This is a genomic window from Azotobacter tropicalis, from assembly GCF_059739045.1.
Genome location: NZ_AP046059.1, coordinates 1,465,728 through 1,488,480, shown reverse-complemented (window position 1 = coordinate 1,488,480; position 22,753 = coordinate 1,465,728). Strand labels below are relative to the sequence as shown.

Sequence of the window (22,753 nt, the reverse complement as noted above, 5' to 3'; positions counted from 1 at the left end):
GACCGGTGGCCTGAGCCGGTCGGAGGGGGCGACTTCAGCCTTTCCCAAGGGTGGCAATGGCCAAACCGGGAAAGTCTGTGATCAGGCTGTCCACGCCGAAATCGGCGAGCCGGCGCATCAGCGCCGGTTCGTTAACCGTCCATACCGACACCTGCAGTCCCATCTGCCGCGCCTTTTTCAAACGCTCCGGAGTACACAGCGTCCAGTTCAGGGCGAGCAGCTCGCAGCCATAGTTGCAAGCTGCCTTTACCGGATCGAGCCAGGCGTATTCGGCCACCAGGCCGCGCGACAGGCGAGGTGTCAGCCGGCGCAGGGCGCGTAGAACTTCCCGTGAGTTCGATGTCACGGTGATCCGCTCGAGCAGGCCATAATGCTCCGCCAACTCCTGGATGGCTGTCACGGTGCGTGCCGCACGTACCCGTGAGGCGCTCTTCACTTCCAGTTGCCAGTGCTCGAAAGCGCATTTCTCGAAGAGCTCGGCCAGCCGCGGGATAGGGCAGGGCTGTACCCAGCCAGGGCCGCCCAGCCGGGCGTCGATGTTCGCCAGATCGGCGGCATCCTGTTCGCTGACCTTGCCCCGCCGGCCGGTGGTGCGCTTCAGGGTCGGATCATGGATGACCATCAGCTCGCCGTCGCGAGAGAGATGCAGATCGAGTTCGCAGCGACGCACGCCCTGTTCGAGGCAGCGCTGGAAGCCGATCAGGGTATTTTCCGGGACTTCGCCCTTGGCGCCGCGATGGCCGTAGATGAGGGTCACGATTGTTCCTTCCGGAGCGGTTGTGCTCTGCGTGGTTGAGGGGGCGAAAGCGGATGCGGAGGCTCGCGCAGGACGTACACTCTGCGCCCTGCAGCCCCTTTCGCCGGGCGGTGGCCGGGCAATTTTCGGTGCCATCCGTTGCAGCGATACGGTAGTATGCGCGGCGATTTCATGTCGATATGGCGTTTTCCTGGCGAGCTGCCGGCCCCGAGTGTAACAGCTGGGCTTGGCCCTTAGCGCTTGCCGGGGGACGCTTCTCTCTCGCCGGCGATAACGATTCTCCGCTATGTTCAGACCGCTGTCCGTCTTCATCGGCATGCGTTACACGGGTGCCAAGCGTCGCAACCATTTCGTCTCCTTCATTTCGCTGACCTCGATGACCGGACTGGCGCTCGGTGTGCTGGTGATGATTCTGGTGCTTTCGGTGATGAACGGCTTCGATCACGAGATGCGTACCCGGGTGCTCGGCATGGTTCCCCATGCGACCATCGAGAGCCCGGTGCCGATCGACGACTGGCGCAGTCTGGCTGCGCGGGCGCAGGCCCATCCCCAGGTTGTCGCGGTTGCTCCCTTCACCCAGATGCAGGGACTCCTGACCCACGGCGGTCAGGTGCAGAAAGTGCTGATCAACGCCATCGATCCGGGGCTCGAACCCCAAGTGTCGATCATCGGCGATTTCTTTCGTCAGGGTAGTCTGGCTGCGCTGCAGCCGGGAGGGTTCGGCATTCTCATCGGCGACAAGGCGGCTGCCAAGCTGGGCGTCGGCATTGGCGATCGGGTCACCTTCGTTGCTCCCGAGGTGACGGTGACGCCGGCCGGCATGTTTCCGCGCATGAAGCGCTTTACCGTACAGGGGATCTTCCATGTCGGTGCCGGCGAGCTGGATGGCTACGTGGCCATGGCTCATATCGACGATCTGGGGCGCCTGCAGCGCTGGAAAACCGGCCAGGTCCAGGGGTTACGCCTCAGGCTAGCCGACCTGTTCCAAGCGCCGAGTACCGCTTGGGCGATCGCCGAGAGACTGGGCGGCGAGGATTTCTATGCCCGCGACTGGACGCGCAGCCATGGCAACCTGTATCAGGCGATCCGTATGGAGAAGACCATGATCGGCCTGCTGCTGCTGCTGATCGTCGCGGTGGCGGCATTCAACATCGTTTCCACGCTGGTCATGGTGGTCACCGACAAGAAGGGCGACATCGCCATCCTGCGTACCCTGGGTGCCACGCCGGCGCAGATCATGGCCACCTTCATGGTTCAGGGCACGGTGATCGGGGTGATCGGCACCTTGATCGGCGGGGCCCTGGGCATTCTTGCCGCACTCAACATCGGTAGCTGGATCGCCGCCCTCGAGAGGCTTCTGGGTCACAAGTTCCTCAGTGCGGACGTCTACTTCATCGATTACCTGCCTTCGCAGCTGATGAGCGAGGACGTGGCGCTGGTGTGTGGTGCGGCCCTGTTGCTGAGTTTCCTTGCCACCCTGTATCCAGCCTGGCGCGCTGCACGCACTCAGCCCGCGGAGGCCTTGCGTTATGAGTGACATTGCCATGAAAGATCGAGCTGTTCTCAGTTGCCGCAACCTGGGCAAGCGCTACGAGGAGGGCCCACAGTCGGTGGTGGTGCTTTCCGGCCTGGAGCTGGAACTGCATCCGGGCGAGCGAGTGGCCATCGTCGGAAGCTCGGGCTCCGGCAAGAGTACTTTGCTGAATCTGCTCGGCGGGCTGGACACGCCGAGTGAGGGTGGTGTGTGGTTGGCCGGTGAGGAGCTTTCGGCGCTCAGCGAGAAGGAGCGGGGCCTGCTGCGCAATCGCGCACTTGGCTTCGTCTATCAATTCCATCATCTGCTGCCGGAATTCACGGCTCTGGAGAATGTTTGCATGCCTCTGCTGATCGCCCGGGTGGCGATTCCCGAGGCACGCCAACGGGCCACTGCGCTGCTCGAACGGGTCGGCCTGGGGCACCGCCTCAAGCACAAGCCAGCGGAGCTTTCCGGCGGTGAGCGCCAGCGCGTGGCGATCGCCCGTGCCCTGGCCAACCGGCCGGGCCTCGTGTTGCTCGATGAGCCGACCGGCAATCTCGATCAGCATACCGCCCACGGTATCCAGGAGCTGATGCTGGAGCTCAGCACCTCGCTGCGCACGGCTTTCCTGGTGGTGACCCACGATTCTCAGCTGGCCCGGCAGATGGATCGGGTTTTGCGTCTCGAAGACGGTCGACTGGTCGCGGAGTGAGCATGTTTCGTCCCCTGGCGGTTTTCATCGGCGTCCGTTACACCCGCGCCAAGCGGCGCAACCATTACATCTCCTTCATCTCGCTGGCCTCGATGCTCGGTCTCGCCCTCGGCATACTGGCGATGATCGTGGTGTTGTCGGTAATGAACGGTTTCCAGAGGGAGATGAGCTCGCGGATCCTCGGCATGGTGCCGCATGCTGCCATCGTCGGCGCACAGCCGCTGGGCGACTGGCGCGGCCTGGCCCGGATCGCGCAGGAGCATCCGCAGGTACGGGCCGCGGCCCCTCTTACCGAGCTGGATGGCATGCTGTCCTACAAGGGATCGATGCAGCCAATCCAGATCCAAGGCATCGATCCGCACGAGGAGCCGAAGGTGTCCATCGTCGCCAACCACCTGCAGCAGGGGCACCTAGCGGATCTGGCGCCCGGCGAATTCGGCGTGGTCATCGGCGAGATCACCGCGCGGCGCTTCGGTCTTCGGGTCGGCGACAAGCTGACCTTGATCGTTCCTGAGCTGAGCGACAACCAGGGCGGCATCACCCCACGCATGCAGCGTCTCAACGTGGTCGGCGTGTTCAAGATCGGCGCTGAACTGGATGGCTCGCTGGCGCTGATCCATGTCGCCGATGCTGCGCAGCTGATGCGCTGGCAGCCCGATCAGGTGCAAGGCGTTCGCTTGGCCATGAGGGATCTGTACCAAGCACCGCAGGTAGCGGCAGAAATCGCCGGGAAGCTCGGTGCGGCCTATCATCATGTCGACTGGACGCAGACCCAAGGCAGCTTGTTCAGCGCCATGAAGATGGAAAAGACCATGATCGGCCTGCTTCTATTGCTGATCGTCGCAGTAGCGGCGTTCAACATCGTCGCTACTCTGATCATGGTGGTCGCCGACAAAGGAGCGGATATCGCCATCCTGCGCACCCTGGGTGCCACGCCGGCGCAGATCATGGCGGTCTTCATGGTACAGGGCACGGTGATCGGGGCGTTCGGTACCCTGATTGGCGCTGTGCTGGGCGTGCTTGCGGCGTTGAACGTCAGCGGGCTGATCGCCTGGCTGGAGTCGGTCAGCGGCCGGCAGATCCTCAGCTCGGATATCTATTTCGTCAATTATCTGCCGTCCGATCTGCAGGCGCTGGACGTGGCGCTGGTTTGCACGGCAGCCTTCGTCCTGAGCTTTCTCGCCACCCTCTATCCTTCCTGGCGCGCTGCACGCACCCAGCCGGCCGAAGCCTTGCGTTACGAGTGAGGCGCTCGCTTCAAACGAGGGGAGGACGCCGTTTTTCCTGACGTTTCCGCCAGTTGTGACGGACCCACCAGCGCCAGAACAGCATGGTCGCGAAGTAGCCGACGATGCCGAGAACGATTCCGGTGATGAACGAGCCGACCAGAATCGGCTCCCACAGGGTGGCGACCCGCTCGCTGATCCAGGCCATGCTCAATTCGCTGGGCAGGGTCAGCGGCGGTGTGTCCAGAACCCAACTGCCGACCTTGTAGGTGCAGTAGAACACCGGCGGCATGGTGATCGGATTGGTCAACCAGACCAGGCCGATGGAAATCGGCAGATTGGCCCGCAGCGGGATGGCCAGGCTGGCGGCGAGGAGCATCTGCATCGGGATGGGAATGAAGGCGCTGAACAGGCCGACGAGCATGGCTCGTGACACCGAGTGGCGGTTCAGGTGCCAGAGGTTGGGGTCGTGGATCAAGCTGCCCAAAAAGCGCAGGGACTTGTGTTCCCTGATGCTATCCGGATGCGGCATGTAGCGCTTAAAGATGCGACGGGGCATGGCGACACTCGGCAGTTCGAAGCGCCAGTATTATGCACACATTGATGACGGCCTGCTGCAGGTATTGTTACCGCCCATCCCGGCCGCTCGTCCCGCTGAAATGCATTGATTGCGGAGTCGTTTCGAATGTTGCGCACAGGGATGTTGGCGCTCGCGGCAGGCCTGCTCGTCCTGCGATTTCTCCCGGCCTTGCCGGACTGGTGGCTGTGGTCGCTGTGGCTGTCGGGCGGGGTGTTCTGTCTGGCGTTGCGCCGTTATCGGTCGGCACTGTTTCTGCTCGGTCTGAGCTGGGCCTGCCTGTCGGCATACTGGGCGCTGGAGGGGCGTCTGCCTGCCGAGCTCGACGGTCGCACCCTGTGGCTGGAAGGGCAGGTGGTCGGTCTGCCGGAGCGGGTTGACGGTACGCTGCGCTTTCAGGTGGAGGATGCCCGCTCCCGGCGTGCCGAGTTGCCCCGGCGGCTGCGTCTGACCTGGCGTGCCGGGCCGGAGATCCGCGCCGGCGAGCGTTGGCGCCTGGCCGTTACCCTCAAGCGTCCACGCAGTCTGATCAATCCTCAGGGCTTCGATAACGAAGCCTGGTTGCTGGCCCAGCGCATCGGTGCCACCGGTACGGTGAAGGCTGGGGAGCGTCTCGGGCCACCAGGCATGGCCGACGGTTGGCGCGACGTCCTGCGCCAACGCCTGCAGCAGGTCGATGCCCATGGCCGCGCAGGCGCGATCGCCGCCCTGGTGATGGGCGATGCCTCGGGACTGAGTGCGACGGATTGGCGCCTTCTGCAGGACACTGGCACCGTGCATCTGATGGTGATCTCCGGCCAGCATGTGGCCTTGCTCGCCGGTCTGGTCTATGGGCTGATCGCGCTGCTGGCGCGTTATGGCCTGTGGCCGCGGCGCCTGCCTTGGCTGCCCTGGGCTTGCGCTTTGGCGCTGATGACGGCCTTGGGATACGGCTGGCTGGCCGGTTTCGCGGTGCCGGTGCAGCGGGCCTGCGCCATGCTCGCTGTGGTATTGCTCTGGCGCCTGCGTTTCCGTCACCTGGGGTTCTGGCTGCCCCTGTTGCTGGCGCTGGACGCAGTGCTGCTGTTCGAGCCGCTGGCCAGCCTGCAGCCGGGGTTCTGGCTGTCGTTCGGCGCAGTGTTGGTTCTCGCTCTGGCCTTTGGCGGCCGGCTGGGTGCTTGGTCATGGCGGCAGAGCCTGTGGCGTGCCCAATGGACTAGCGCGTTGGGACTATTGCCGCTACTGCTGATCCTGGGGCTGCCGATCAGTCTGAGCAGTCCGCTGGCCAATCTGATCGCTGTGCCTTGGGTAGGGCTCGCGGTGGTTCCGCTGGCGCTCTTCGGCACCCTGTTGCTGCCCGTGCCTCTGCTCGGCGAGGGTTTTCTCTGGATCGCCGGTGCCTTGCTGGCTGCGCTGTTCTGGCTGCTCGGCGAGATTGCCGGCGCCGTACCGGCCTGGCTGCCCCATGCCGTGCCGTTCTGGGGCTGGCTGCTGGCGATGCTTGGTGCCTTGCTCATTCTGTTACCGGCCGGGGTGCCGCTGCGTGCTTTAGGGCTGACGCTGCTGCTGCCTCTGGTATTTCCTCCCGAAACGCGCATTCCTGCTGGTCGTGCCGATGTCTGGCTACTGGATGTCGGTCAGGGGCTGGCTGTACTCCTGCGCACTCGCGAGCATGCTCTGCTTTATGATGCAGGACCACGTTTCGGCGATTTTGATCTGGGCGAGCGGGTGGTGTTGCCTTCGCTGCGCAGTCTGGGCGTGACCCGCCTGGATAGTCTGCTGCTCAGTCATGCCGATGGTGATCACGCCGGCGGTGCCCTGGCCGTGCAGCGTGGCCTACCGCCAAGCGAGGTCATCGCTGGCGAGGTTCAGGCACTGCCGGCGGCGCTAACTGCCAGGCCTTGCCGCAGCCGGGAGTGGCAATGGGATGGCGTGCGTTTCGTCACTTGGCGCTGGGTGTCTGCGCAGGATGGCAATCAGGCTTCCTGTGTGCTGCTGGTGGAGGCCGATGGCGAGCGTCTGCTGCTGACCGGCGATATCGATGTCGCGGCCGAGCGTGCCCTGCTCGCAGATCGCCCAGCATGGCGTGCCGACTGGCTGCTGGCACCGCACCACGGCAGCCGCGGCTCGTCCTCCCAGGCCTTGCTCGAGGCCTTGGCGCCGCGCGCAGTGCTGATTTCACGCGGCTGGGGTAACGCCTTCGGCCATCCGCATCCGGACGTCGTGGCCCGCTACCGGGACTTGCCGATGCTGGTCTACGATACTGCCCTTCAGGGCGCTCTGCAGTTTCGTTTGGGAGATTGGGGCAGGGCGGTGGGATTGCGCGAACAAGCCCGTTTCTGGCGGGAAAAATGAGAACAATGGCCGTCGGCGAGCGAGTACGCCTGTGCTAGAGTTGCGCCACTTTTTTCAAGGGGATTTGCCACCGTGTGGGAGCTTGTCAAAGCGGGCGGCTGGATGATGCTGCCGATCATTCTTTGTTCCGTCGTTGCCCTCGCCATCATCGCCGAGCGTCTCTGGACCCTGCGGTCGAGCCGGATCACTCCGGCACATCTGCTCGGACAGGTCTGGCGCTGGATCCAGGACAAGCAGTTGAACAGCGACAAGCTCAAGGAGTTGCGTGCGGATTCGCCGCTCGGGCAGATCCTTGCAGCGGGGCTGGCCAACTCCAAGCATGGCCGGGAAGTCATGAAGGAGTGTATCGAGGAGGCGGCAGCCCGCGTCATTCATGATCTGGAGCGTTACCTCAACGCTCTCGGCACCATTGCCGGCATTGCACCGCTGCTCGGTCTGCTCGGTACGGTGCTGGGCATGATCGAGATCTTCGGCAGCTTCATGGGGGCCGGCATGGCCAACGCCTCGCAGCTCGCCAGCGGTATCGGCACGGCGCTGATCACCACCGCTGCCGGTCTGTTCGTGGCGATTCCCGCGCTGTTCTTCCATCGCTATCTGCAGCGTCGCGTCGAAGAGCTGGTGGTCGGCATGGAGCAGGAAGCGATCAAGCTGGTGGAGGTGCTGCAGGGGGACCGCGAGGTCGATCTCAACGGGGGCAAGGCGTGAAGTTCCGGCGCAAACCCCGGGAGAATGTCGAGATCAATCTGGCCTCCCTGATCGATGTCGTATTCATCCTGCTGCTGTTCTTCGTGGTTACCACGACCTTCACCCGTGAGACCCAGCTCAAGGTCGATCTGCCCGAGGCCGTCAATGGCACGCCGCCCGAAACGGTCGAGCCGAAGCAGCTGGAGGTGCTGATTGATGTCGATGGCAGCTATTCGCTGAATGGGCAAGAGCTCATCAGCAGCGACCTGGATAGCCTGATGCGCGCCCTGCAGAAGGAGTCGGGCGGCGACAATGGCCTGCCGCTGGTCATCAGCGCCGACGGCAAGACCCCCCATCAGGCAGTCATAACTGCCATGGACGCGGCCGGCAAGCTTGGCTTCTCCCATCTGCGCATCACCACGGTCGAGGCTCAGGCGGCGCCCTGATGGTCGGTGCCGACCGTCTGCTCGAGGCTTGGTATCGCGGCCATCCGGCCCTGATCCTGCTGCGCCCGCTGGAGGTGCTGTTCCGCTGCGTGGCACGGCGTCGCCGCGAGCGCTTCCTGCGCGGCGAGGGCGACATCTACCGGGCGCCGGTGCCGGTTGTGATGGTCGGCAATATCACCGTCGGCGGCACCGGCAAGACGCCGCTGATTCTCTGGCTGATCGAGTCCTGCCGACGCCGCGGCCTGCGGGTCGGGGTGGTCAGCCGCGGCTATGGTGCCAGACCGCCGCAACTGCCCTGGCGGGTCACCGCCGATCAGCCGGCCGAGCAGGCCGGCGACGAACCGCTGCTGATCGTCCAGCGTACCGGCGTACCGCTGGTGATCGATCCGGATCGCCCGCGGGCCGTGCGAGCCTTGCTCGAAGATCAGCCGCTCGATCTCATCCTCTGCGACGACGGCCTGCAGCATTATCGGCTGGCTCGCGACCTGGAACTGGTCCTGATCGATGCCGCGCGCGGTCTCGGCAATGGCCGCTGCTTGCCGGCCGGCCCGTTGCGTGAGCCGATCGAGCGCTTGGCTAGCGTGGATGCGGTGCTCCACAATGGGGCTGGCGAGGATCCCCCTGGCGGCTTTGCCTTTACCCTGCAGCCCGGCGCCCTGGTGCACCTGGCCACGGGTGAGCGCCGCTCCTTGAATCACTTCCCACCTGGAACGACCCTGCATGCCTTGGCCGGCATCGGCAATCCCCGGCGTTTCTTCGCTACGCTCGAGGCGCTACACTGGCGCCCGATTGCGCACGCCTTTCCCGACCATGCCCGCTACCGTGCCGAGCAGCTGCGTTTCTCTCCGGTGCTGCCGGTGGTGATGACGGAAAAGGATGCGGTTAAATGCCGGGCCTTCGCCCCTGCCGATTGCTGGTATCTGGCCGTCGATGCCGTGCCTTCGCCGGCTTTCGCCGGCTGGTTCGACGCGGCCCTCGATCGCCTGCTGGCATTGCGCTGAACGTTCGGCCTCTTGCCGGGCGCCTGCTGCCGGCTTTCCATTGCTTCTCCAGGATTTCATCATGGACCCGAAATTACTCGACATTCTCGCTTGCCCGATTTGCAAGGGCCCGCTGAAGTTGGCCGACGACAAGTCCGAGCTGATCTGTAAGGCCGATGCCTTGGCCTTCCCGGTGCGCGACGGTATCCCGGTGATGCTGGAAAGCGAGGCCCGCACCCTCAATGTCGACGAGCGCCTGGACAAATGAGCACAGCCTTCACCGTGGTGATTCCTGCCCGCTACGCCTCCAGCCGGCTGCCAGGCAAGCCGCTGCAGGACATCGCCGGCAAGCCTATGATCTGGCATGTCTGGGAGCAGGCTAGCCGCAGCGGGGCAGCGCGCGTGGTGGTGGCTACCGACGACGCGCGCATCGAAGCGGTTTGCCGGGACTTCGGCGCCGAGGTGATGTTGACCCGCGTCGAGCACAACTCCGGAACCGACCGGCTGGCGGAGGTGGCTGGTCGGCTCGACTTGGCCGACGATGCCATCGTGGTCAACGTGCAGGGCGACGAGCCGCTGATTCCGCCGGTTATCATCGATCAGGTAGCGGGAAACCTGGCGGTCCATCCGGAAGCTGCCATCGCCACCCTGGCTGAGCCGATCGACAATGTTGAGGCGCTGTTCAATCCCAATGTGGTGAAGGTCGTGAGCGACATCCACGGTCTGGCCCTGACCTTCAGTCGTGCCCCCTTGCCCTGGGCGCGGGATGCCTTCGCCAGCAGCTGCGAAGGATTGCCGGCTGGCGTGCCCTATCGTCGGCACATCGGCATTTATGCCTATCGCGCGGGCTTTCTCCGCGATTTCGTCGCCTGGGGACCCTGCTGGCTGGAAAACGTCGAAAGCTTGGAACAGTTGCGCGCGCTCTGGCATGGCGTGCGCATCCATGTGGCCGATGCCCTGGAGGCACCGCCGGCCGGTGTGGATACCCCGGAAGACCTGGAGCGCGTGCGGCGCCTGTTGGGGGCTTGATGCGCATCCTGTTCGTCTGCCTCGGCAATATCTGCCGCTCGCCCACTGCCGAAGGCGTGTTCCGTCAGCGGGTACGCGCGGCGGGCCTGGAGGAGCGCATTCGTATCGACTCGGCCGGTACCGGTGACTGGCATGTAGGTAAGGCGCCGGATGTCCGCACGCGACGAACAGCGCGCCTGCGTGGTTATGATCTGGATGCATTGCGCGCCCGCCAGATCTGTCGGGAAGATTTCTCGCGCTTCGACCTCATCCTCGCCATGGATCGCAACAATCTGAAGGACCTGCAGGCTATGCGCCCAGGAGACTCCCAGGCCGAGCTGGACCTCTATCTGCGCCGCTACGCGCTGGAAGAGGATGAGGTGCCGGATCCCTATTGCGGCGGCGAAGAGGGCTTCGAGCGGGTGCTCGATCTGCTCGAGCGCGCCAGCGACGATCTGCTCGCCGAGATGCGGAGGCGCCTGTGAATCTGCAGGTACAGGAAAACTTTTCCCTCAAGCCGTTCAACACTTTCGCCCTTGAGGCGCGGGCCAAGCTATTCGCCGAGGCTCATGACGAAGCCGAGATGCGTGAGGCGCTGGCATTAGCCGCTGCGCGTAGCTTGCCGCTGTTAGTGCTGGGGGGGGGCAGCAACCTGCTCCTGACCCGGGATGTCGAGGCGCTGGTGCTGCATATGGTCAGCCGTGGCGTGCGGCTGCTGGCCGACGATGGCGAACGAGTACTAATCGAGGCGGAGGCGGGCGAGCCCTGGCATCCCTTCGTGCTGCACACGTTAGGGCTGGGACTGGCGGGGCTGGAGAACCTCAGCCTGATCCCGGGCACCGTAGGTGCTGCGCCAATGCAGAACATCGGGGCCTATGGCGTCGAGCTCAAGGATGTGTTTGCCGGTCTGGTCGCCCTTGACCGGCAGAGCGGCGAACTGCACGAGTTCAGCCGTGAGGAGTGCGCTTTCGGCTACCGCGACAGCCTGTTCAAGCGCCAAGCCGGGCGCTGGTTGATCCTGCGTGTGCGTTTCGCGTTGCAGCGCACGCCGCGGTTGCATCTGGACTACGGCCCGGTACGCCAGTGGCTGGCGGAGCAGGGCATGGTTTCGCCGACCCCTCTGGATGTCAGCCGGGCAATCTGTGCCATCCGCCGGGAGAAGTTGCCCGATCCCGCCACGCTCGGCAATGCCGGGAGCTTCTTCAAGAATCCACTGGTTTCTGTCGAGCAGGCCGAGCGCTTGCGCGTAGAATATCCGGATTTGGTTGCCTATCCGCAGGCCAATGGCACGGTGAAGCTGGCGGCCGGCTGGCTACTCGAGCGGGCCGGCTGGAAGGGATACCGCGATGGCGATGTTGGCGTGCATCGTCTGCAGGCACTGGTGCTGGTTAACCATGGGCAGGCCACGGGCAGACAGGTGCTGGCACTGGCCCGGCTTATCCGTGAAGATATCGAAAGGCGTTTCGGCGTGTCTCTGGAAATCGAGCCCAGCGTAATTTAAATTCGAACGTTCAAACACAAAAGGGGATGCAAAGCATCCCCTTTTGTCATGATAGGCCGGCGCGGAGCCGGCCCTCATGTTTCTTTCCAGCTTCAGCCGGCGGTCCGATCATGCTTGTCGGCCAGCTTCACCTCCGCGTTTTCATCCTTCGCCTCGGCTTTCGTGCACAGTGGCTCGGCAGTCTCTTCGTGTTTCTCCGCCGGGCTTGCTGTCTGAGGGGAGGTCTCCATCGCATTGGAGGTCTCTTCCAATTGCTCGGCGACTGGCTGGAAATCAAGCGTCTGCTGCTCTTTCCGAGCGTCTGGCAGTTCGTCCGCCATTGGGATTGGTTGCTCGGACGATGTTTCGATCGGTTCCTCTGTCGCGATGAAAGGCTGGACTTCCGGCTGAATCAGTTCGAACGGCGCCTCGACCGACTCTGGGGGCGCAAGGGAAACCTCTGACGCTGAACGAGTTTCGCTCGGTGCTTCGGCGATCGGCTCCGGGGCTACGATGGGGGCCTCTCGCTCGGGGCGAATCTGCTCGCTTTGCGCCTCGGTCGACTCTGATACCGCGAGGGAGGGCTCGTTTATTGGCTGCGCTTGCTCGAGCGGAGTTTCGACTATTTCCTCCGTTGTTTCTTGCGTGACGACGGGCTCAACGTCGGCTTGCACTTCGACTACTGGCGCTGAGGCGACGATGGCGGCGGCTTCCGCGACCTTGGTTGTCTCGGCGGCCTGCCTGGCTGCCGCCTCGGCAGCTTCGCGCTTGCGGCGGCGTACTTCGCGCGGGTCGTTGGCGGCGCGGGCAGTGCTGCGTGGCGCTTCGGCTGGCGCCACGGCGAGCGGTGCTGGCTCTTCGACTGGCAGCGCGGTCTGCGGCGCTTCGCTTGTGCCGACTGTCGGCTCTTCGATTGGTGCCGATTGCAGTTGCTCGACTCGCGGGGCGAGATTCGAGATCTCCGTGATACCCGTCTCGATGACGGGAATCGCCGTGGCAGTCTCGATGGGAGCTTGGCATTCCTCTCCTGCAGGCTGCTCGGCGAGCGGAGCGCTGCTGGCGGATGCTTCTTCAGCGACCTCGTCAACCTGATGAGGCTGGGCGGTAATCACGGCAGTGGCTGTGGCGGCTGCCGCGGTAGTCGCGGCTTCGCTCTCTTCGCCGCTCTCGATCTCGTTGCCTTGGCTGTCGCGCTGGCGTTCGCGGCGATTGCTGCGGCGACGCTGGCCGCGAGAGCGCCGGCGGGGGCGCTCCTCGCTGCTGGCTTCGAGCTCGTCCTCTAGCGTTTCCTGGGACAGGACCTCTTGCTCCGGAGCCTTCAGCTCGTGCACTGGGTGCTCCTCATGCGGCTGATGCTCTTCCCGCTGCTGGAGGGATTCCTCGCGCGGCAAGCGGGCGGGACGCTCTTCCCGCGGGCTTTCTTGGGCATCGAGCGGCTCGCGCAACTCGCGACGGCGCTCCTCGCGGGGTGGGCGCTCGCGGCGACTTTCCCGCGGCTCTCGTGGTTCGCGAGTTTCCACGCTTTCCGTGGGCTGGCGCTCTTCGCGTGGGGCACGCTCCTCGCGAGACGGACGTTCGCGACGACTTTCACGCGGTTCCCGGGCCTCGACGATCTCGATGGGCTGGCGCTCTTCGCGCGCGGGGCGCTCCTCGCGGGGGGGGCGAGGTATGCGCTCGTCTCGCACCTCGCGAAGCTGGCGCTCCTCACGCGGTTTGCGTTCCTCGTCGCGAGCATGGCGGCCTTCGCGGCGGCGATTCTGCTGGCGGCTGCTGCGGCGCTCCTCGCTGCTGCGCGTCAGGCGCTCCTCGACCAGCCGTTCGGCAGCAACGGGTTTGGCCGTTTCTTTGCCCGCGAACAGGCTGACCAGCGATTTCACCAGCCCCTTGAACAGATTGAGTTCGAGAGCGGGGTGCGGGGCCACTGCCGGTGCTGCCGGCGGCTCGGCCGGGACCGGCACCAGGGCGTTGCGCGGCGGAGCAGTCTTGACCGCAGCCTCCTGGCGCACCAGGGTGCGGGTGGAGCTGACCAGCTGGACTTCCTCCACTTCCGCCGGGGTCATTTCGTAGCTCGACTGGGCGCTCTGCACTTCTGGACTGTCGTCACGCAGGCGCTGCACTTCGAAATGCGGCGTTTCCATGTGATCGCTCGGCAAGATAACGATGCGCACGCGGGTACGTAGCTCGATCTTGGTGATGGAGTTGCGCTTCTCGTTGAGCAGGAAGGCAGCGACCGGAATCGGTACCTGGGCGCGTACCTCTGCGGTACGGTCCTTCAGAGCCTCCTCTTCGATCAGGCGCAGGATCGCTAGGGATAGCGACTCGACGTCGCGGATGATGCCCTGGCCGTTACAGCGCGGGCAGACGATGCCGCTGGTTTCGCCGAGGGAGGGACGCAGGCGCTGGCGGGACATTTCCAGCAGGCCAAAGCGCGAGATGCGGCCGATCTGCACGCGCGCGCGGTCGGCCTCCAGGCACTCGCGCATGCGGTCTTCCACGGCACGCTGGTTCTTTGCCGGCGTCATATCGATGAAGTCGATGACGATCAGGCCGCCGATGTCGCGCAGGCGCAGCTGGCGGGCGATTTCCTCGGCTGCTTCCAGGTTGGTCTGCAGCGCAGTTTCCTCGATATCGCCGCCCTTGGTCGCACGTGCCGAGTTGATGTCTATGGATACCAGAGCCTCGGTCGGGTCGATGACGATAGAGCCACCGGACGGCAGCTTCACTTCACGCTGGAAAGCGGTTTCGATCTGGCTCTCGATCTGGAAACGGTTGAACAGCGGTACGCTGTCCTCGTACAGCTTGATCTTGCTGGCGTACTGCGGCATCACTTGGCGGATGAAGCTCAGAGCCTCTTCCTGGGCTTCCACGCTGTCGATCAGCACTTCGCCGATATCCTGGCGCAGATAATCGCGGATTGCCCGGATGATGACATTGGATTCCTGGTAGATCAGGAAGGGCGGCGAGCGGTCCAGCGAGGCTTCCTTGATCGCGGTCCACAGCTGGACTAGGTAGTCGAGATCCCACTGCAGTTCTTCGCTGGAGCGGCCGAGGCCGGCGGTGCGTACGATAAGTCCCATGTCGCTCGGAACATCGAGACCGTTAAGGGCTTCGCGCAGTTCGTTACGCTCTTCGCCCTCGATGCGCCTGGAGATGCCGCCGGCGCGCGGATTGTTCGGCATCAGCACCAGATAGCGCCCGGCGAGGCTGATGAAGGTGGTCAGGGCCGCGCCTTTGTTGCCGCGCTCTTCCTTCTCCACCTGGACGATGACTTCCTGGCCTTCGGAGAGCACTTCTTTGATGTTGATGCGGCCTTCCGGAGCCTTCTTGAAGTATTCGCGGGAAATTTCCTTGAGAGGGAGAAAGCCGTGGCGTTCGGCGCCGAAGTCGACGAAGGCTGCCTCAAGGCTCGGCTCGACCCGGGTGATACGGCCTTTGTAGATATTGGCTTTTTTCTGCTCGCGGGCGCCCGATTCGATGTCCAGGTCGTAGAGACGTTGGCCATCGACCAAGGCAACACGCAACTCCTCAGGCTGAGTTGCGTTAATCAGCATTCTTTTCATGTAGTACCGTTCGGTTTCCGGGCTGCCGGAAACGGCGTTCGGCACACACGACTCTCGCGGTCGGTGACAGGGGCGTTCAGGAAAGGTTTGTCGTCCATTCCCGTGTCAAGCAACGTTTGGCTGGTGGCCAGAGTCGCGACTACGTCTCCTGCTTACTGTTGTGGCAGAAAGCAATCAATCAGGAGGAGGAATCAAGCATCGGCAGCGGACGCCATGTGCGTCTGGGTAAAGGCTTGCAGCTACGCAATCCGATGGTTGTACATCTCCACCCTGCACGTATCCTTTGAAAATCGGGTGCCGTCCGCAGAATCTGCAGCGAGTTGGCAATTACTCATTTTGCGTCCTCCCGTGCTGGAGGTACGCCATCATGTAGCTAAGGCATTTGTTTCCGAGGCTTCGCGATAGTCGGGCGAAGTCCCGTCGGACGGCCTTACGTCCTGGATGGATAGCATTGCGGATGAGTGGCTGGGGATTTTGCGCCCATCCACTGGCTTGGCCGTAAATGGCGGCATTTGCGACTATAGCAGCTATTAATAAGTGCTTCAATTCTCTAAAAATTGATATGATATTGCGATGATAAATCCCTCTCATGCAAATTCTGGCGTCCAACTGCTTGAGATCGGCCCGGAAGCGGCCGGTCAACGAATCGATAATTTTCTTCGCACCCAGCTCAAGGGGGCGCCCAAGACCTTGATCTATCGCATCCTGCGCAAGGGTGAGGTGCGAGTGAACAAGGGACGGATCAAGCCCGAGTACAAGCTGCAGGCTGGCGACTTGGTGCGTGTGCCGCCGCTCCGTCTGGCTGAGCGTGACGAGCCGGTTCCGCTGGCGCAGGGGCTGCTCGAGCGACTCGAGGCGGCCATTCTCCATGAGGACAAGGCGCTGATCGTGCTGAACAAGCCGGCCGGCATTGCCGTGCATGGCGGTAGCGGCCTCAGTTACGGCGTGATCGAGGCGTTGCGTCAGTTGCGTCCGGAAGCCAAGGATTTGGAGCTGGTTCACCGGCTCGATCGGGACACTTCGGGGCTGTTGATGATCGCCAAGAAGCGCAGCATGTTGCGCCATCTGCACGAGGCGCTGCGTGGTGATGGAGTGGACAAGCGTTATCTAGCGCTGGTCTGTGGCGCTTGGTCCAGTGCCAGAAAGCAGGTCAGTGCGCCGTTGCAGAAGAATACCCTGCGTTCCGGCGAACGGATGGTGGAGGTTGACGAAGAAGGGCGGGAGGCGCTGACGCTTTTTCGCGTGCTGCGGCGTTTCAGTGATTTCGCTACCTTGGTGGAGGCCAAGCCGGTCACTGGGCGGACCCATCAGATTCGGGTGCATGCCCGGCATGCCGGGCATCCCATTGCTGGCGACGCCAAGTATGGAGACGAGGCGTTCACCCGCGAGATTCGTGCGCTTGGCGGCAAGCGCCTATTTCTGCATGCGTACTCGCTGGTGGTGCCACTGCCGGAGGGCGGCGAGCTGCGCCTAGAGGCGCCGGTGGATGAGATGTGGGCGCAGACTCTGGAGCGTTTGAGTGACTGATTATCGGCTGTTGATTTTCGACTGGGATGGCACGCTGGTTGATTCGATCGGACGCATCGTCGAGTCCATGCGTGTTGCAGCGGCGGGCTGTGATCTAGAGCCGCTCGGTGATGCGGCCATAAAAGGCATCATTGGGCTGGGTTTGCCCGAGGCAATCCGCACGCTCTATCCAGAATCGCATGACGCTCGGCTGCTGGAGCGCTTCCGTCACCTCTATAGCGACCATTACCTGGCTCTGGAGGGCGAGCCGTCGCCGCTGTACGCTGGGGTGGCCGAGGCGTTGGAGGCATTCCGGGAGGCGGGTTACCGCCTAGCAGTGGCGACCGGCAAGACGCGCCAGGGGCTCGATCGGGTTCTGGCAGGGCATGGCTGGCAGGAGTATTTCGATGTCAGCCGCTGTGCGGATGAAACCGCCAGCAAGCCTGATCCGCGAATGCTGCACGAGATTCTTGCGCACTGCAGTGTATTGCCTGGGCAGGCGCTGATGGTGGGGGATTCCTCATTCGATCTGGAGATGGCGCGGCATGCCGGGATGGATGCGGTGGCGGTGAGCTATGGGGCTCAGTGTGCCGAGGTGCTGTGTCTGCACGGGCCGCGTTTGATTATTGACGAATTTGGCGAGTTGTGTGCCTGGCTGGGGGTTTGGCCGGTACGGAGTCTCATTGTTGAGGGGTAGGCATGGCCGATGAATGGAAGGCGCCGCCGGAGGGTGGTGACGGGAAGAGCTGGAAGTTGCTAGAGAAGACCTTGCTGGCCACCGTGGAGGAGCGGCGGCGGGCGCGTCGCTGGGGCATCTTCTTCAAACTGCTGGGGTTCGCCTATCTGCTCGCGCTCTTGGCCGTGTTTTCTCCGTCGCTGGATCTCAAGGAGGCGGCGCGTGCCGGTGATCATACGGCATTGGTCGAGGTGCGCGGCATGATCGCCGACGACGAGGCGGCCAGCGCCGACAACATCGTCGGCAGTCTGCGAGCGGCCTTCAAGGACAAGCATACCAAAGGTGTGGTGCTGCGTATCAACAGTCCGGGCGGCAGTCCTGTGCAGTCTGGTTATATCTATGATGAGGTTCGCCGGCTGCGCGGCGCGCATCCGGATATCAAGCTTTATGCGGTCATCGCCGATCTCGGGGCCTCCGGTGCCTACTATATCGCCAGTGCCGCCGATATCATCTACGCGGACAAGGCCAGCTTGGTCGGTTCGATCGGGGTGACGGCCGCAAGCTTCGGCTTCGTTGAGGCTATGGGGCGGCTCGGGGTTGAGCGTAGGGTCTACACGGCTGGCGAGCACAAGGCCTTCCTCGATCCGTTCCAGCCGCAAAAGGAGGGGGAGGTGCGTTTCTGGCGGGAGGTGCTGGAGGTCACCCACCGGCAGTTCATCGACAGCGTCAAGCAGGGGCGCGGTGAGCGGCTGAGGGACAAGGAGCATCCCGAGCTGTTCTCCGGTCTGGTCTGGTCTGGCGAGCAGGCCTTGCAGTTGGGGCTGGTCGATGCACTAGGTAGCGCCAGCCATGTGGCTCGCGAAGTCGTGGGAGCGGAAAATCTGGTCGATTTCACGGTACGGGAAACGCCCTTCGATCGTTTTGCCAAAAAGCTGGGCAGTGGCGTGGCAGAGCGTCTGGCTGTGTGGGTGGGGCTGCAGGCTCCGGCGTTGCGCTGAGCGGGCCGTCGTCCTGTTCGGACTTTTGATGGCTATTCAGGGAATCTGCACGCCTTCGGCCAGTAGCATATCGACTAGGCGAATCAGTGGCAGGCCGATCAGGCTAGTGGCATCTTCGCCTTCGGTGGAGCGGAACAGGCTCACGCCGAGTCCTTCGGATTTGAAGCTGCCAGCGCAGTCGAAGGGGTGCTCGGCTGCCAGGTAGCGCTCGATTCGGGCGCTGTCCAGGGGGCGGAAGTGCACTGTGAAAGGAATGCAGTCGGTCTGCTGTGCTCCGCTGGATGTGTTGAGCAGGGAAAGCCCGGTCAGGAAGGTCACGCTATTGCCGCTGGCGCTCTGCAGTTGGAGGCGCGCACGAGAGAGATCGTGAGGCTTGCCGAGGATTTGTCCGTTCAATACGGCAACTTGGTCTGAGCCGATGATCAGATGATGCGGATGCTCTGTGGCAAGGGCGTTGGCCTTTTCGGCTGCCAGGCGCCTGACTAGGCTGTCAGCGCTTTCTCCGGGATGGGGGTTTCATCGATGGAGGGGGCTGTCCAGATGAAGGGCAGTCGAAGGCGTCTCAGCAGTTCACGACGGTAGAGGGAGCTGGAAGCAAGCACGAGCGGCAGCATGATGTTCTCCTGGAGGATGGCGCGATTCTAGTGGCGTCGCCGGTTGGCGGACAGGGAGGAATTCCCTTTGACAGCACTTCGGCCCGTCCCTAGAATGCCGCCCCTATGTTGAATGGGCCGATTCCACCTCACGTTGATCCACGCAAGCTGGCTGATCGCAGCGCAACCCTCGAGGGTGAGCTGCCGCTGGCCAGCCTGCCGCGTCTTTGCGATCCGCTTTCCGATAGTTCGGGAGTGGTGCATGCAAGACTCCATTTTGAGCGCGACGAACGCAAAGCTGTGGTCATTCGCAGCGAACTCGACGTTGAGGTCAAGATGGTTTGCCAGCGTTGTCTGGAGCTGGTTGCCCTGCCGATCCACAGCGAATGCCATTACGCTGTGGTGAAGGAGGGGGCGAACACTCAGTCGTTGCCCAAGGACTATGACGTGCTGGAGGTTGGGGAAGATCCCTTGGATCTGCTGGCGCTGGTCGAGGACGAACTGCTGCTTGCCTTGCCCATCGTTCCGCTCCATGACCCTGATGTTTGCCGGCCGCCGGCCGGGCTTGAAGAGCCCGAGCCGAGCGAGGACGAGGTATCTCGGTCCAACCCGTTCAGCGTACTGGCGCAGTTAAAGCGCGACCCAAACGTTTAGGAGTTAATCAGTTATGGCTGTTCAGCAGAACAAAAAGTCCCGTTCCGCACGCGACATGCGTCGCTCCCATGACGCGCTGGAGGCGAACGCCCTGTCCGTCGAGAAGAGCACTGGCGAAGTGCACCTGCGCCACCACGTCTCCCCGGACGGCTTCTACCGTGGCCGCAAAGTGATCGATAAGGGCTCCGACGAGTAAGTCTTGTCTGCTTCGCTCATCGCTGTCGATGCAATGAGTGGGGACTTCGGTCCCCGCTGTATTGTTCCAGCCTGTCTCGCTTGTCTGGGCGAGATCCCCTCGCTGCATCTGGTCCTTGTCGGCCAGGCTCCCCTTCTCGAAGAGTTGATTGCTCATCATCCCCGGGTTGATCGTGCGCGCCTGAGCATAGTTCACGCCGGAGAGGTGATCGCCATGGATGAGCGTCCGGCCCATGCGTTGCGCAGCAAGACCGACTCCTCCATTCGCGTGGCCCTGGATCTGCTGCGCGAAGGGCGGGTCCAGGCCTGCGTCAGTGCCGGCAACACGGGTGCTTTGATGGCACTGTCCAGACATGTCTTGAAGACTCTGCCGGGGATCGACCGGCCTGCAATGTTCGCCGCCCTTCCCACTGAGCAGGGGTTTGCCATCTGCTCGATCTGGGAGCCAACATGGATTGCAGCGCAGAGCACCTATATCAGTTCGCTGCGATGGGCTCGATCGCTGCAGAGGCACTCGGTGTGGGGCGTCCGCGGGTGGCACTCTTGAATGTCGGTACCGAAGAGGTCAAGGGCAACCAGCAGGTCAAGCAGGCCGCCGTCCTGCTGCAGCGAGCCAGGGAGATCAATTACGTCGGATTTATCGAAGGCGATGGTCTCTACCGTGGTGAGGCCGATGTGGTGGTCTGCGACGGCTTTGTCGGCAATATTCTGCTGAAGGCCAGTGAGGGTCTTGCCGCCATGATCGCCGGCGAGGTTCGGGCACAATTCAGGCACAGTCTCGCTTCGCGGCTGGTTGGCGTCCTGGCCTTGCCCTTCCTGCGCCGCTTGCAGACTCGTCTGGCGCCAGCGCGATATAACGGAGCCAGTTTTCTGGGGTTGCAGGGGATCGTGGTGAAAAGCCATGGCGCGGCAGGCGCTGAAGGGTTTCGCAGCGCAATACTTCGCGCTCAGGCAGAAATTCGCGAAAATTTACCGCAACATCTACATAACCGACTGGAAATGTTGATGGCGGGGCAATGATGTGACTGTGGGTGACGGCCCGCCATCCAACTGATTAACATGCGTCCGGTATGCCTGGACGCTCCCCGAAGAAAGATCATCAGGGATCTGTTCCTATGTCTGTTTCCCCCGCATTCGTCTTTCCCGGCCAGGGTTCGCAGTCGCTCGGCATGCTGGCCGAGCAGGCTGCCCGGTACCCGCTGATCGGTACTACCTTTGCCGAGGCTTCCGAAGCCCTCAGCTACGATCTCTGGGCGCTGGTCCAGCAGGGCCGGAAGAGTTGCTCAACCAGACCGATAAGACCCAGCCAGCGATCCTGACTGCTTCGATCGCCCTGTGGCGGCTTTGGCAGGCCGAAGGCGGCGCGTTTCCGGTCTTCGTTTCCGGCCACAGTCTTGGCGAGTATTCAGCACTGGTGGCTGCCGGCAGTCTGCCCTTTGCCGATGCGGTGAAGCTGGTCGAGTGCCGAGGACAATTGATGCAGCAGGCCGTGCCTGCCGGCCAAGGAGGGATGGCGGCGATTCTCGGTCTGGACGATGCCGATGTGCTGGCGGCATGTGCCGAGGCCGCGCAGGATGAGGTGGTCAGTGCCGTAAACTTCAATGCTCCGGGGCAGGTAGTGATCGCCGGTTCCGCCGCAGCGGTCGGCCGTGCCATCGAGGCCTGCAAGGCGCGTGGCGCCAAGCGGGCCATGGCCTTGCCGGTCAGCGTGCCATCCCATTGCGCACTGATGCGTCCGGCAGCGGAGCGTTTCGCCGAGGCAGTGGAGACGATCTCCTGGCAGGCGCCGCGCATTCCCTTGGTGCAGAATGTCAGCGCTGCTGTGGTAAGTGATCTGGATACTCTCAAGCGCGATCTGCTGGCACAGCTCTACAGCCCGGTGCGCTGGGTCGAGTCCATGGTCTGCCTGGCTGGTCAGGGTGTCACCGACTTGGTCGAGTGCGGTCCGGGCAAGGTGCTTTCCGGGCTGAACAAGCGCTGTGTCAAGGGCATTAATACCCATAACTTGGATACCCCCGAGACCTTCGCCGCGGCTCGCGCGGCGCTGGCCTGAACAAGGAGAAGACAATGAGTCTGCAAGGCAAAGTGGCGCTGGTGACCGGTGCCAGCCGTGGTATCGGTCAGGCGATCGCGTTGGAGCTGGGTCGGCAAGGCGCAGTGGTGATCGGTACGGCCACTTCCTCGAGCGGTGCTGAGAGCATCGCCGAAACCCTGAAAGGCAACGGTATTCAGGGGGCCGGCCTGGTACTGGACGTATCCAGCGACGAGTCTGTCGCCATGACTCTGGAACATATCCAGCAGCATCTCGGCCAGCCAGCGATCCTGGTTAACAACGCCGGCATCACCCGTGACAACCTGATGCTGCGAATGAAGGACGAGGAGTGGCATGACGTCATCAACACCAACCTCAACAGCCTTTATCGCCTGTCCAAGGCAGTCTTGCGCGGCATGACCAAGGCTCGTTGGGGGCGAATCATCAATATCGGCTCGGTAGTGGGGGCCATGGGTAACGCCGGTCAAGTGAACTATGCTGCTGCCAAAGCGGGACTTGAAGGATTCAGCCGTGCTTTGGCTCGCGAAGTCGGCTCGCGCGGAATCACTGTCAATTCGGTTGCGCCCGGCTTCATCGATACCGACATGACCCGCGAGTTGCCTGAGGCGCAGCGTAACGTGCTGCTTGGTCAGATCCCGCTGGGCCGCCTCGGCCAGGCCGAAGAGATTGCCAAGGTTGTCGCCTTTCTGGCCTCCGATGGTGCATCCTACGTCACCGGAGCTACCATTCCGGTCAACGGTGGAATGTACATGAGTTGATGTGACGAGCCCTTCGGAACTGCAGTCAAATAGCAATCCG

Annotated in this window: 20 protein-coding genes and 3 pseudogenes; 19 read left to right on the top strand and 4 right to left on the bottom strand. The window is 63.1% G+C overall.

Annotated elements, in window-relative coordinates; translation table 11 throughout:
• Positions 1-34: 34 nt before the first annotated feature.
• Positions 35-757, bottom strand: a complete 723-nt coding sequence (locus tag Atro_RS06935; RefSeq protein WP_497927000.1) for a glycerophosphodiester phosphodiesterase — start codon at positions 755-757, stop codon at positions 35-37.
• 286 nt (positions 758-1,043) lie between these two features.
• Between Atro_RS06935 and Atro_RS06930 the strand changes: the two genes are divergently transcribed.
• Genes Atro_RS06930 through Atro_RS06920 form a run of 3 tightly spaced genes read left to right on the top strand, consistent with a single transcriptional unit; the run spans position 1,044 to position 4,232 of the window.
• Complete coding sequence (locus Atro_RS06930) at positions 1,044-2,294, top strand: lipoprotein-releasing ABC transporter permease subunit (RefSeq protein WP_497926999.1); 1,251 nt, start codon at positions 1,044-1,046, stop codon at positions 2,292-2,294.
• Complete coding sequence (lolD, locus tag Atro_RS06925; protein WP_497926998.1) at positions 2,287-2,985, top strand: lipoprotein-releasing ABC transporter ATP-binding protein LolD; 699 nt, start codon at positions 2,287-2,289, stop codon at positions 2,983-2,985. Before Atro_RS06930 ends, lolD begins: the two co-directional genes overlap by 8 nt.
• A 2-nt stretch (positions 2,986-2,987) precedes the next feature.
• Positions 2,988-4,232, top strand: coding sequence for a lipoprotein-releasing ABC transporter permease subunit (locus Atro_RS06920; RefSeq protein ID WP_497926997.1), 1,245 nt, complete (start codon positions 2,988-2,990; stop codon positions 4,230-4,232).
• A gap of 10 nt (positions 4,233-4,242) precedes the next feature.
• On the opposite strand, the gene Atro_RS06915 is transcribed toward Atro_RS06920, so the two are convergent.
• Positions 4,243-4,770 (bottom strand): DUF2062 domain-containing protein, encoded by a 528-nt coding sequence (locus tag Atro_RS06915; RefSeq protein WP_497926996.1) that lies wholly within the window; start codon positions 4,768-4,770, stop codon positions 4,243-4,245.
• A 129-nt stretch (positions 4,771-4,899) separates the two neighbouring features.
• On the opposite strand from Atro_RS06915, the gene Atro_RS06910 reads away from it, so the two are divergent.
• The 8 genes from Atro_RS06910 to murB all read left to right on the top strand — a co-directional run bounded on the left by Atro_RS06910 (position 4,900) and on the right by murB (position 11,741).
• Positions 4,900-7,122, top strand: coding sequence for a DNA internalization-related competence protein ComEC/Rec2 (locus Atro_RS06910; RefSeq protein ID WP_497927628.1), 2,223 nt, complete (start codon positions 4,900-4,902; stop codon positions 7,120-7,122).
• Positions 7,123-7,194: 72 nt separating this feature from the next.
• Positions 7,195-7,827 carry a flagellar polar localization protein PocA gene (pocA, locus tag Atro_RS06905; protein WP_497926995.1) on the top strand — a complete coding sequence of 211 codons (633 nt, stop codon included), beginning with the start codon at positions 7,195-7,197 and terminating at the stop codon, positions 7,825-7,827.
• Complete coding sequence (gene pocB, locus Atro_RS06900; protein WP_497926994.1) at positions 7,824-8,252, top strand: flagellar polar localization protein PocB; 429 nt, start codon at positions 7,824-7,826, stop codon at positions 8,250-8,252. The genes pocA and pocB overlap by 4 nt, the downstream gene beginning before the upstream one ends.
• Positions 8,252-9,253, top strand: a complete 1,002-nt coding sequence (gene lpxK, locus Atro_RS06895) for a tetraacyldisaccharide 4'-kinase (RefSeq protein WP_497926993.1) — start codon at positions 8,252-8,254, stop codon at positions 9,251-9,253. The genes pocB and lpxK overlap by 1 nt, the downstream gene beginning before the upstream one ends.
• 61 nt (positions 9,254-9,314) lie before the next feature.
• Positions 9,315-9,500 (top strand): Trm112 family protein, encoded by a 186-nt coding sequence (locus Atro_RS06890; protein ID WP_089167535.1) that lies wholly within the window; start codon positions 9,315-9,317, stop codon positions 9,498-9,500.
• Entirely contained in the window at positions 9,497-10,261 is a 765-nt protein-coding gene (gene kdsB, locus Atro_RS06885; RefSeq protein ID WP_497926992.1) for a 3-deoxy-manno-octulosonate cytidylyltransferase, read from the top strand. Before Atro_RS06890 ends, kdsB begins: the two co-directional genes overlap by 4 nt.
• Positions 10,261-10,725: a low molecular weight protein-tyrosine-phosphatase gene (locus tag Atro_RS06880; RefSeq protein ID WP_497926991.1), complete on the top strand. Its 465-nt coding sequence runs from the start codon at positions 10,261-10,263 to the stop codon at positions 10,723-10,725. The genes kdsB and Atro_RS06880 overlap by 1 nt, the downstream gene beginning before the upstream one ends.
• Positions 10,722-11,741: a UDP-N-acetylmuramate dehydrogenase gene (murB, locus tag Atro_RS06875; RefSeq protein WP_497926990.1), complete on the top strand. Its 1,020-nt coding sequence runs from the start codon at positions 10,722-10,724 to the stop codon at positions 11,739-11,741. Before Atro_RS06880 ends, murB begins: the two co-directional genes overlap by 4 nt.
• A 92-nt stretch (positions 11,742-11,833) precedes the next feature.
• Here murB and rne read toward each other — a convergent pair whose 3' ends face one another.
• Positions 11,834-15,280 (bottom strand): ribonuclease E, encoded by a 3,447-nt coding sequence (gene rne, locus Atro_RS06870; RefSeq protein WP_497927627.1) that lies wholly within the window; start codon positions 15,278-15,280, stop codon positions 11,834-11,836.
• A 573-nt stretch (positions 15,281-15,853) separates the two neighbouring features.
• Here rne and rluC point away from each other — a divergent pair.
• Genes rluC through Atro_RS06855 form a run of 3 tightly spaced genes read left to right on the top strand, consistent with a single transcriptional unit; the run spans position 15,854 to position 18,460 of the window.
• Positions 15,854-16,807, top strand: a complete 954-nt coding sequence (gene rluC / locus Atro_RS06865; protein WP_497926989.1) for a 23S rRNA pseudouridine(955/2504/2580) synthase RluC — start codon at positions 15,854-15,856, stop codon at positions 16,805-16,807.
• A complete protein-coding gene (locus tag Atro_RS06860) occupies positions 16,800-17,483 on the top strand; it encodes an HAD-IA family hydrolase (protein ID WP_497926988.1) in 684 nt (227 codons plus the stop codon). Before rluC ends, Atro_RS06860 begins: the two co-directional genes overlap by 8 nt.
• 2 nt (positions 17,484-17,485) lie before the next feature.
• Positions 17,486-18,460: a S49 family peptidase gene (locus Atro_RS06855; RefSeq protein WP_497926987.1), complete on the top strand. Its 975-nt coding sequence runs from the start codon at positions 17,486-17,488 to the stop codon at positions 18,458-18,460.
• A 36-nt stretch (positions 18,461-18,496) separates the two neighbouring features.
• Here Atro_RS06855 and Atro_RS06850 read toward each other — a convergent pair.
• Positions 18,497-19,074, bottom strand: a pseudogene (locus Atro_RS06850) (Maf family protein).
• A gap of 105 nt (positions 19,075-19,179) precedes the next feature.
• Between Atro_RS06850 and Atro_RS06845 the strand changes: the two are divergent.
• From Atro_RS06845 to fabG, 5 genes and pseudogenes are all read left to right on the top strand, one after another.
• Complete coding sequence (locus Atro_RS06845; protein WP_497926986.1) at positions 19,180-19,707, top strand: YceD family protein; 528 nt, start codon at positions 19,180-19,182, stop codon at positions 19,705-19,707.
• A 13-nt stretch (positions 19,708-19,720) separates the two neighbouring features.
• Positions 19,721-19,903 (top strand): 50S ribosomal protein L32, encoded by a 183-nt coding sequence (rpmF, locus tag Atro_RS06840; protein WP_007160601.1) that lies wholly within the window; start codon positions 19,721-19,723, stop codon positions 19,901-19,903.
• A gap of 3 nt (positions 19,904-19,906) precedes the next feature.
• Positions 19,907-20,922, top strand: a pseudogene (plsX, locus tag Atro_RS06835) (phosphate acyltransferase PlsX).
• Positions 20,923-21,017: 95 nt separating this feature from the next.
• Positions 21,018-21,955: pseudogene (gene fabD, locus Atro_RS06830) on the top strand (ACP S-malonyltransferase).
• A gap of 14 nt (positions 21,956-21,969) precedes the next feature.
• Positions 21,970-22,713, top strand: a complete 744-nt coding sequence (gene fabG / locus Atro_RS06825; RefSeq protein WP_497926985.1) for a 3-oxoacyl-ACP reductase FabG — start codon at positions 21,970-21,972, stop codon at positions 22,711-22,713.
• The last annotated feature ends 40 nt before the right edge of the window (positions 22,714-22,753 follow it).

What these genes read in the sequence shown, in the direction of transcription:
- Atro_RS06930 (WP_497926999.1), top strand. Translation starts at nt 1,044, where the DNA reads ATGTTCAGACCGCTGTCCGTCTTCATCGGCATGCGTTACACGGGTGCC.
- lolD (WP_497926998.1), top strand. Translation starts at nt 2,287, where the DNA reads ATGAGTGACATTGCCATGAAAGATCGAGCTGTTCTCAGTTGCCGCAAC.
- Atro_RS06920 (WP_497926997.1), top strand. Translation starts at nt 2,988, where the DNA reads ATGTTTCGTCCCCTGGCGGTTTTCATCGGCGTCCGTTACACCCGCGCC.
- Atro_RS06915 (WP_497926996.1), bottom strand. Translation starts at nt 4,770, where the DNA reads ATGCCCCGTCGCATCTTTAAGCGCTACATGCCGCATCCGGATAGCATC.
- lpxK (WP_497926993.1), top strand. Translation starts at nt 8,252, where the DNA reads ATGGTCGGTGCCGACCGTCTGCTCGAGGCTTGGTATCGCGGCCATCCG.
- Atro_RS06890 (WP_089167535.1), top strand. Translation starts at nt 9,315, where the DNA reads ATGGACCCGAAATTACTCGACATTCTCGCTTGCCCGATTTGCAAGGGC.
- kdsB (WP_497926992.1), top strand. Translation starts at nt 9,497, where the DNA reads ATGAGCACAGCCTTCACCGTGGTGATTCCTGCCCGCTACGCCTCCAGC.
- Atro_RS06880 (WP_497926991.1), top strand. Translation starts at nt 10,261, where the DNA reads ATGCGCATCCTGTTCGTCTGCCTCGGCAATATCTGCCGCTCGCCCACT.
- rne (WP_497927627.1), bottom strand. Translation starts at nt 15,280, where the DNA reads ATGAAAAGAATGCTGATTAACGCAACTCAGCCTGAGGAGTTGCGTGTT.
- rluC (WP_497926989.1), top strand. Translation starts at nt 15,854, where the DNA reads ATGATAAATCCCTCTCATGCAAATTCTGGCGTCCAACTGCTTGAGATC.
- Atro_RS06855 (WP_497926987.1), top strand. Translation starts at nt 17,486, where the DNA reads ATGGCCGATGAATGGAAGGCGCCGCCGGAGGGTGGTGACGGGAAGAGC.
- Atro_RS06845 (WP_497926986.1), top strand. Translation starts at nt 19,180, where the DNA reads ATGTTGAATGGGCCGATTCCACCTCACGTTGATCCACGCAAGCTGGCT.
- rpmF (WP_007160601.1), top strand. Translation starts at nt 19,721, where the DNA reads ATGGCTGTTCAGCAGAACAAAAAGTCCCGTTCCGCACGCGACATGCGT.
- fabG (WP_497926985.1), top strand. Translation starts at nt 21,970, where the DNA reads ATGAGTCTGCAAGGCAAAGTGGCGCTGGTGACCGGTGCCAGCCGTGGT.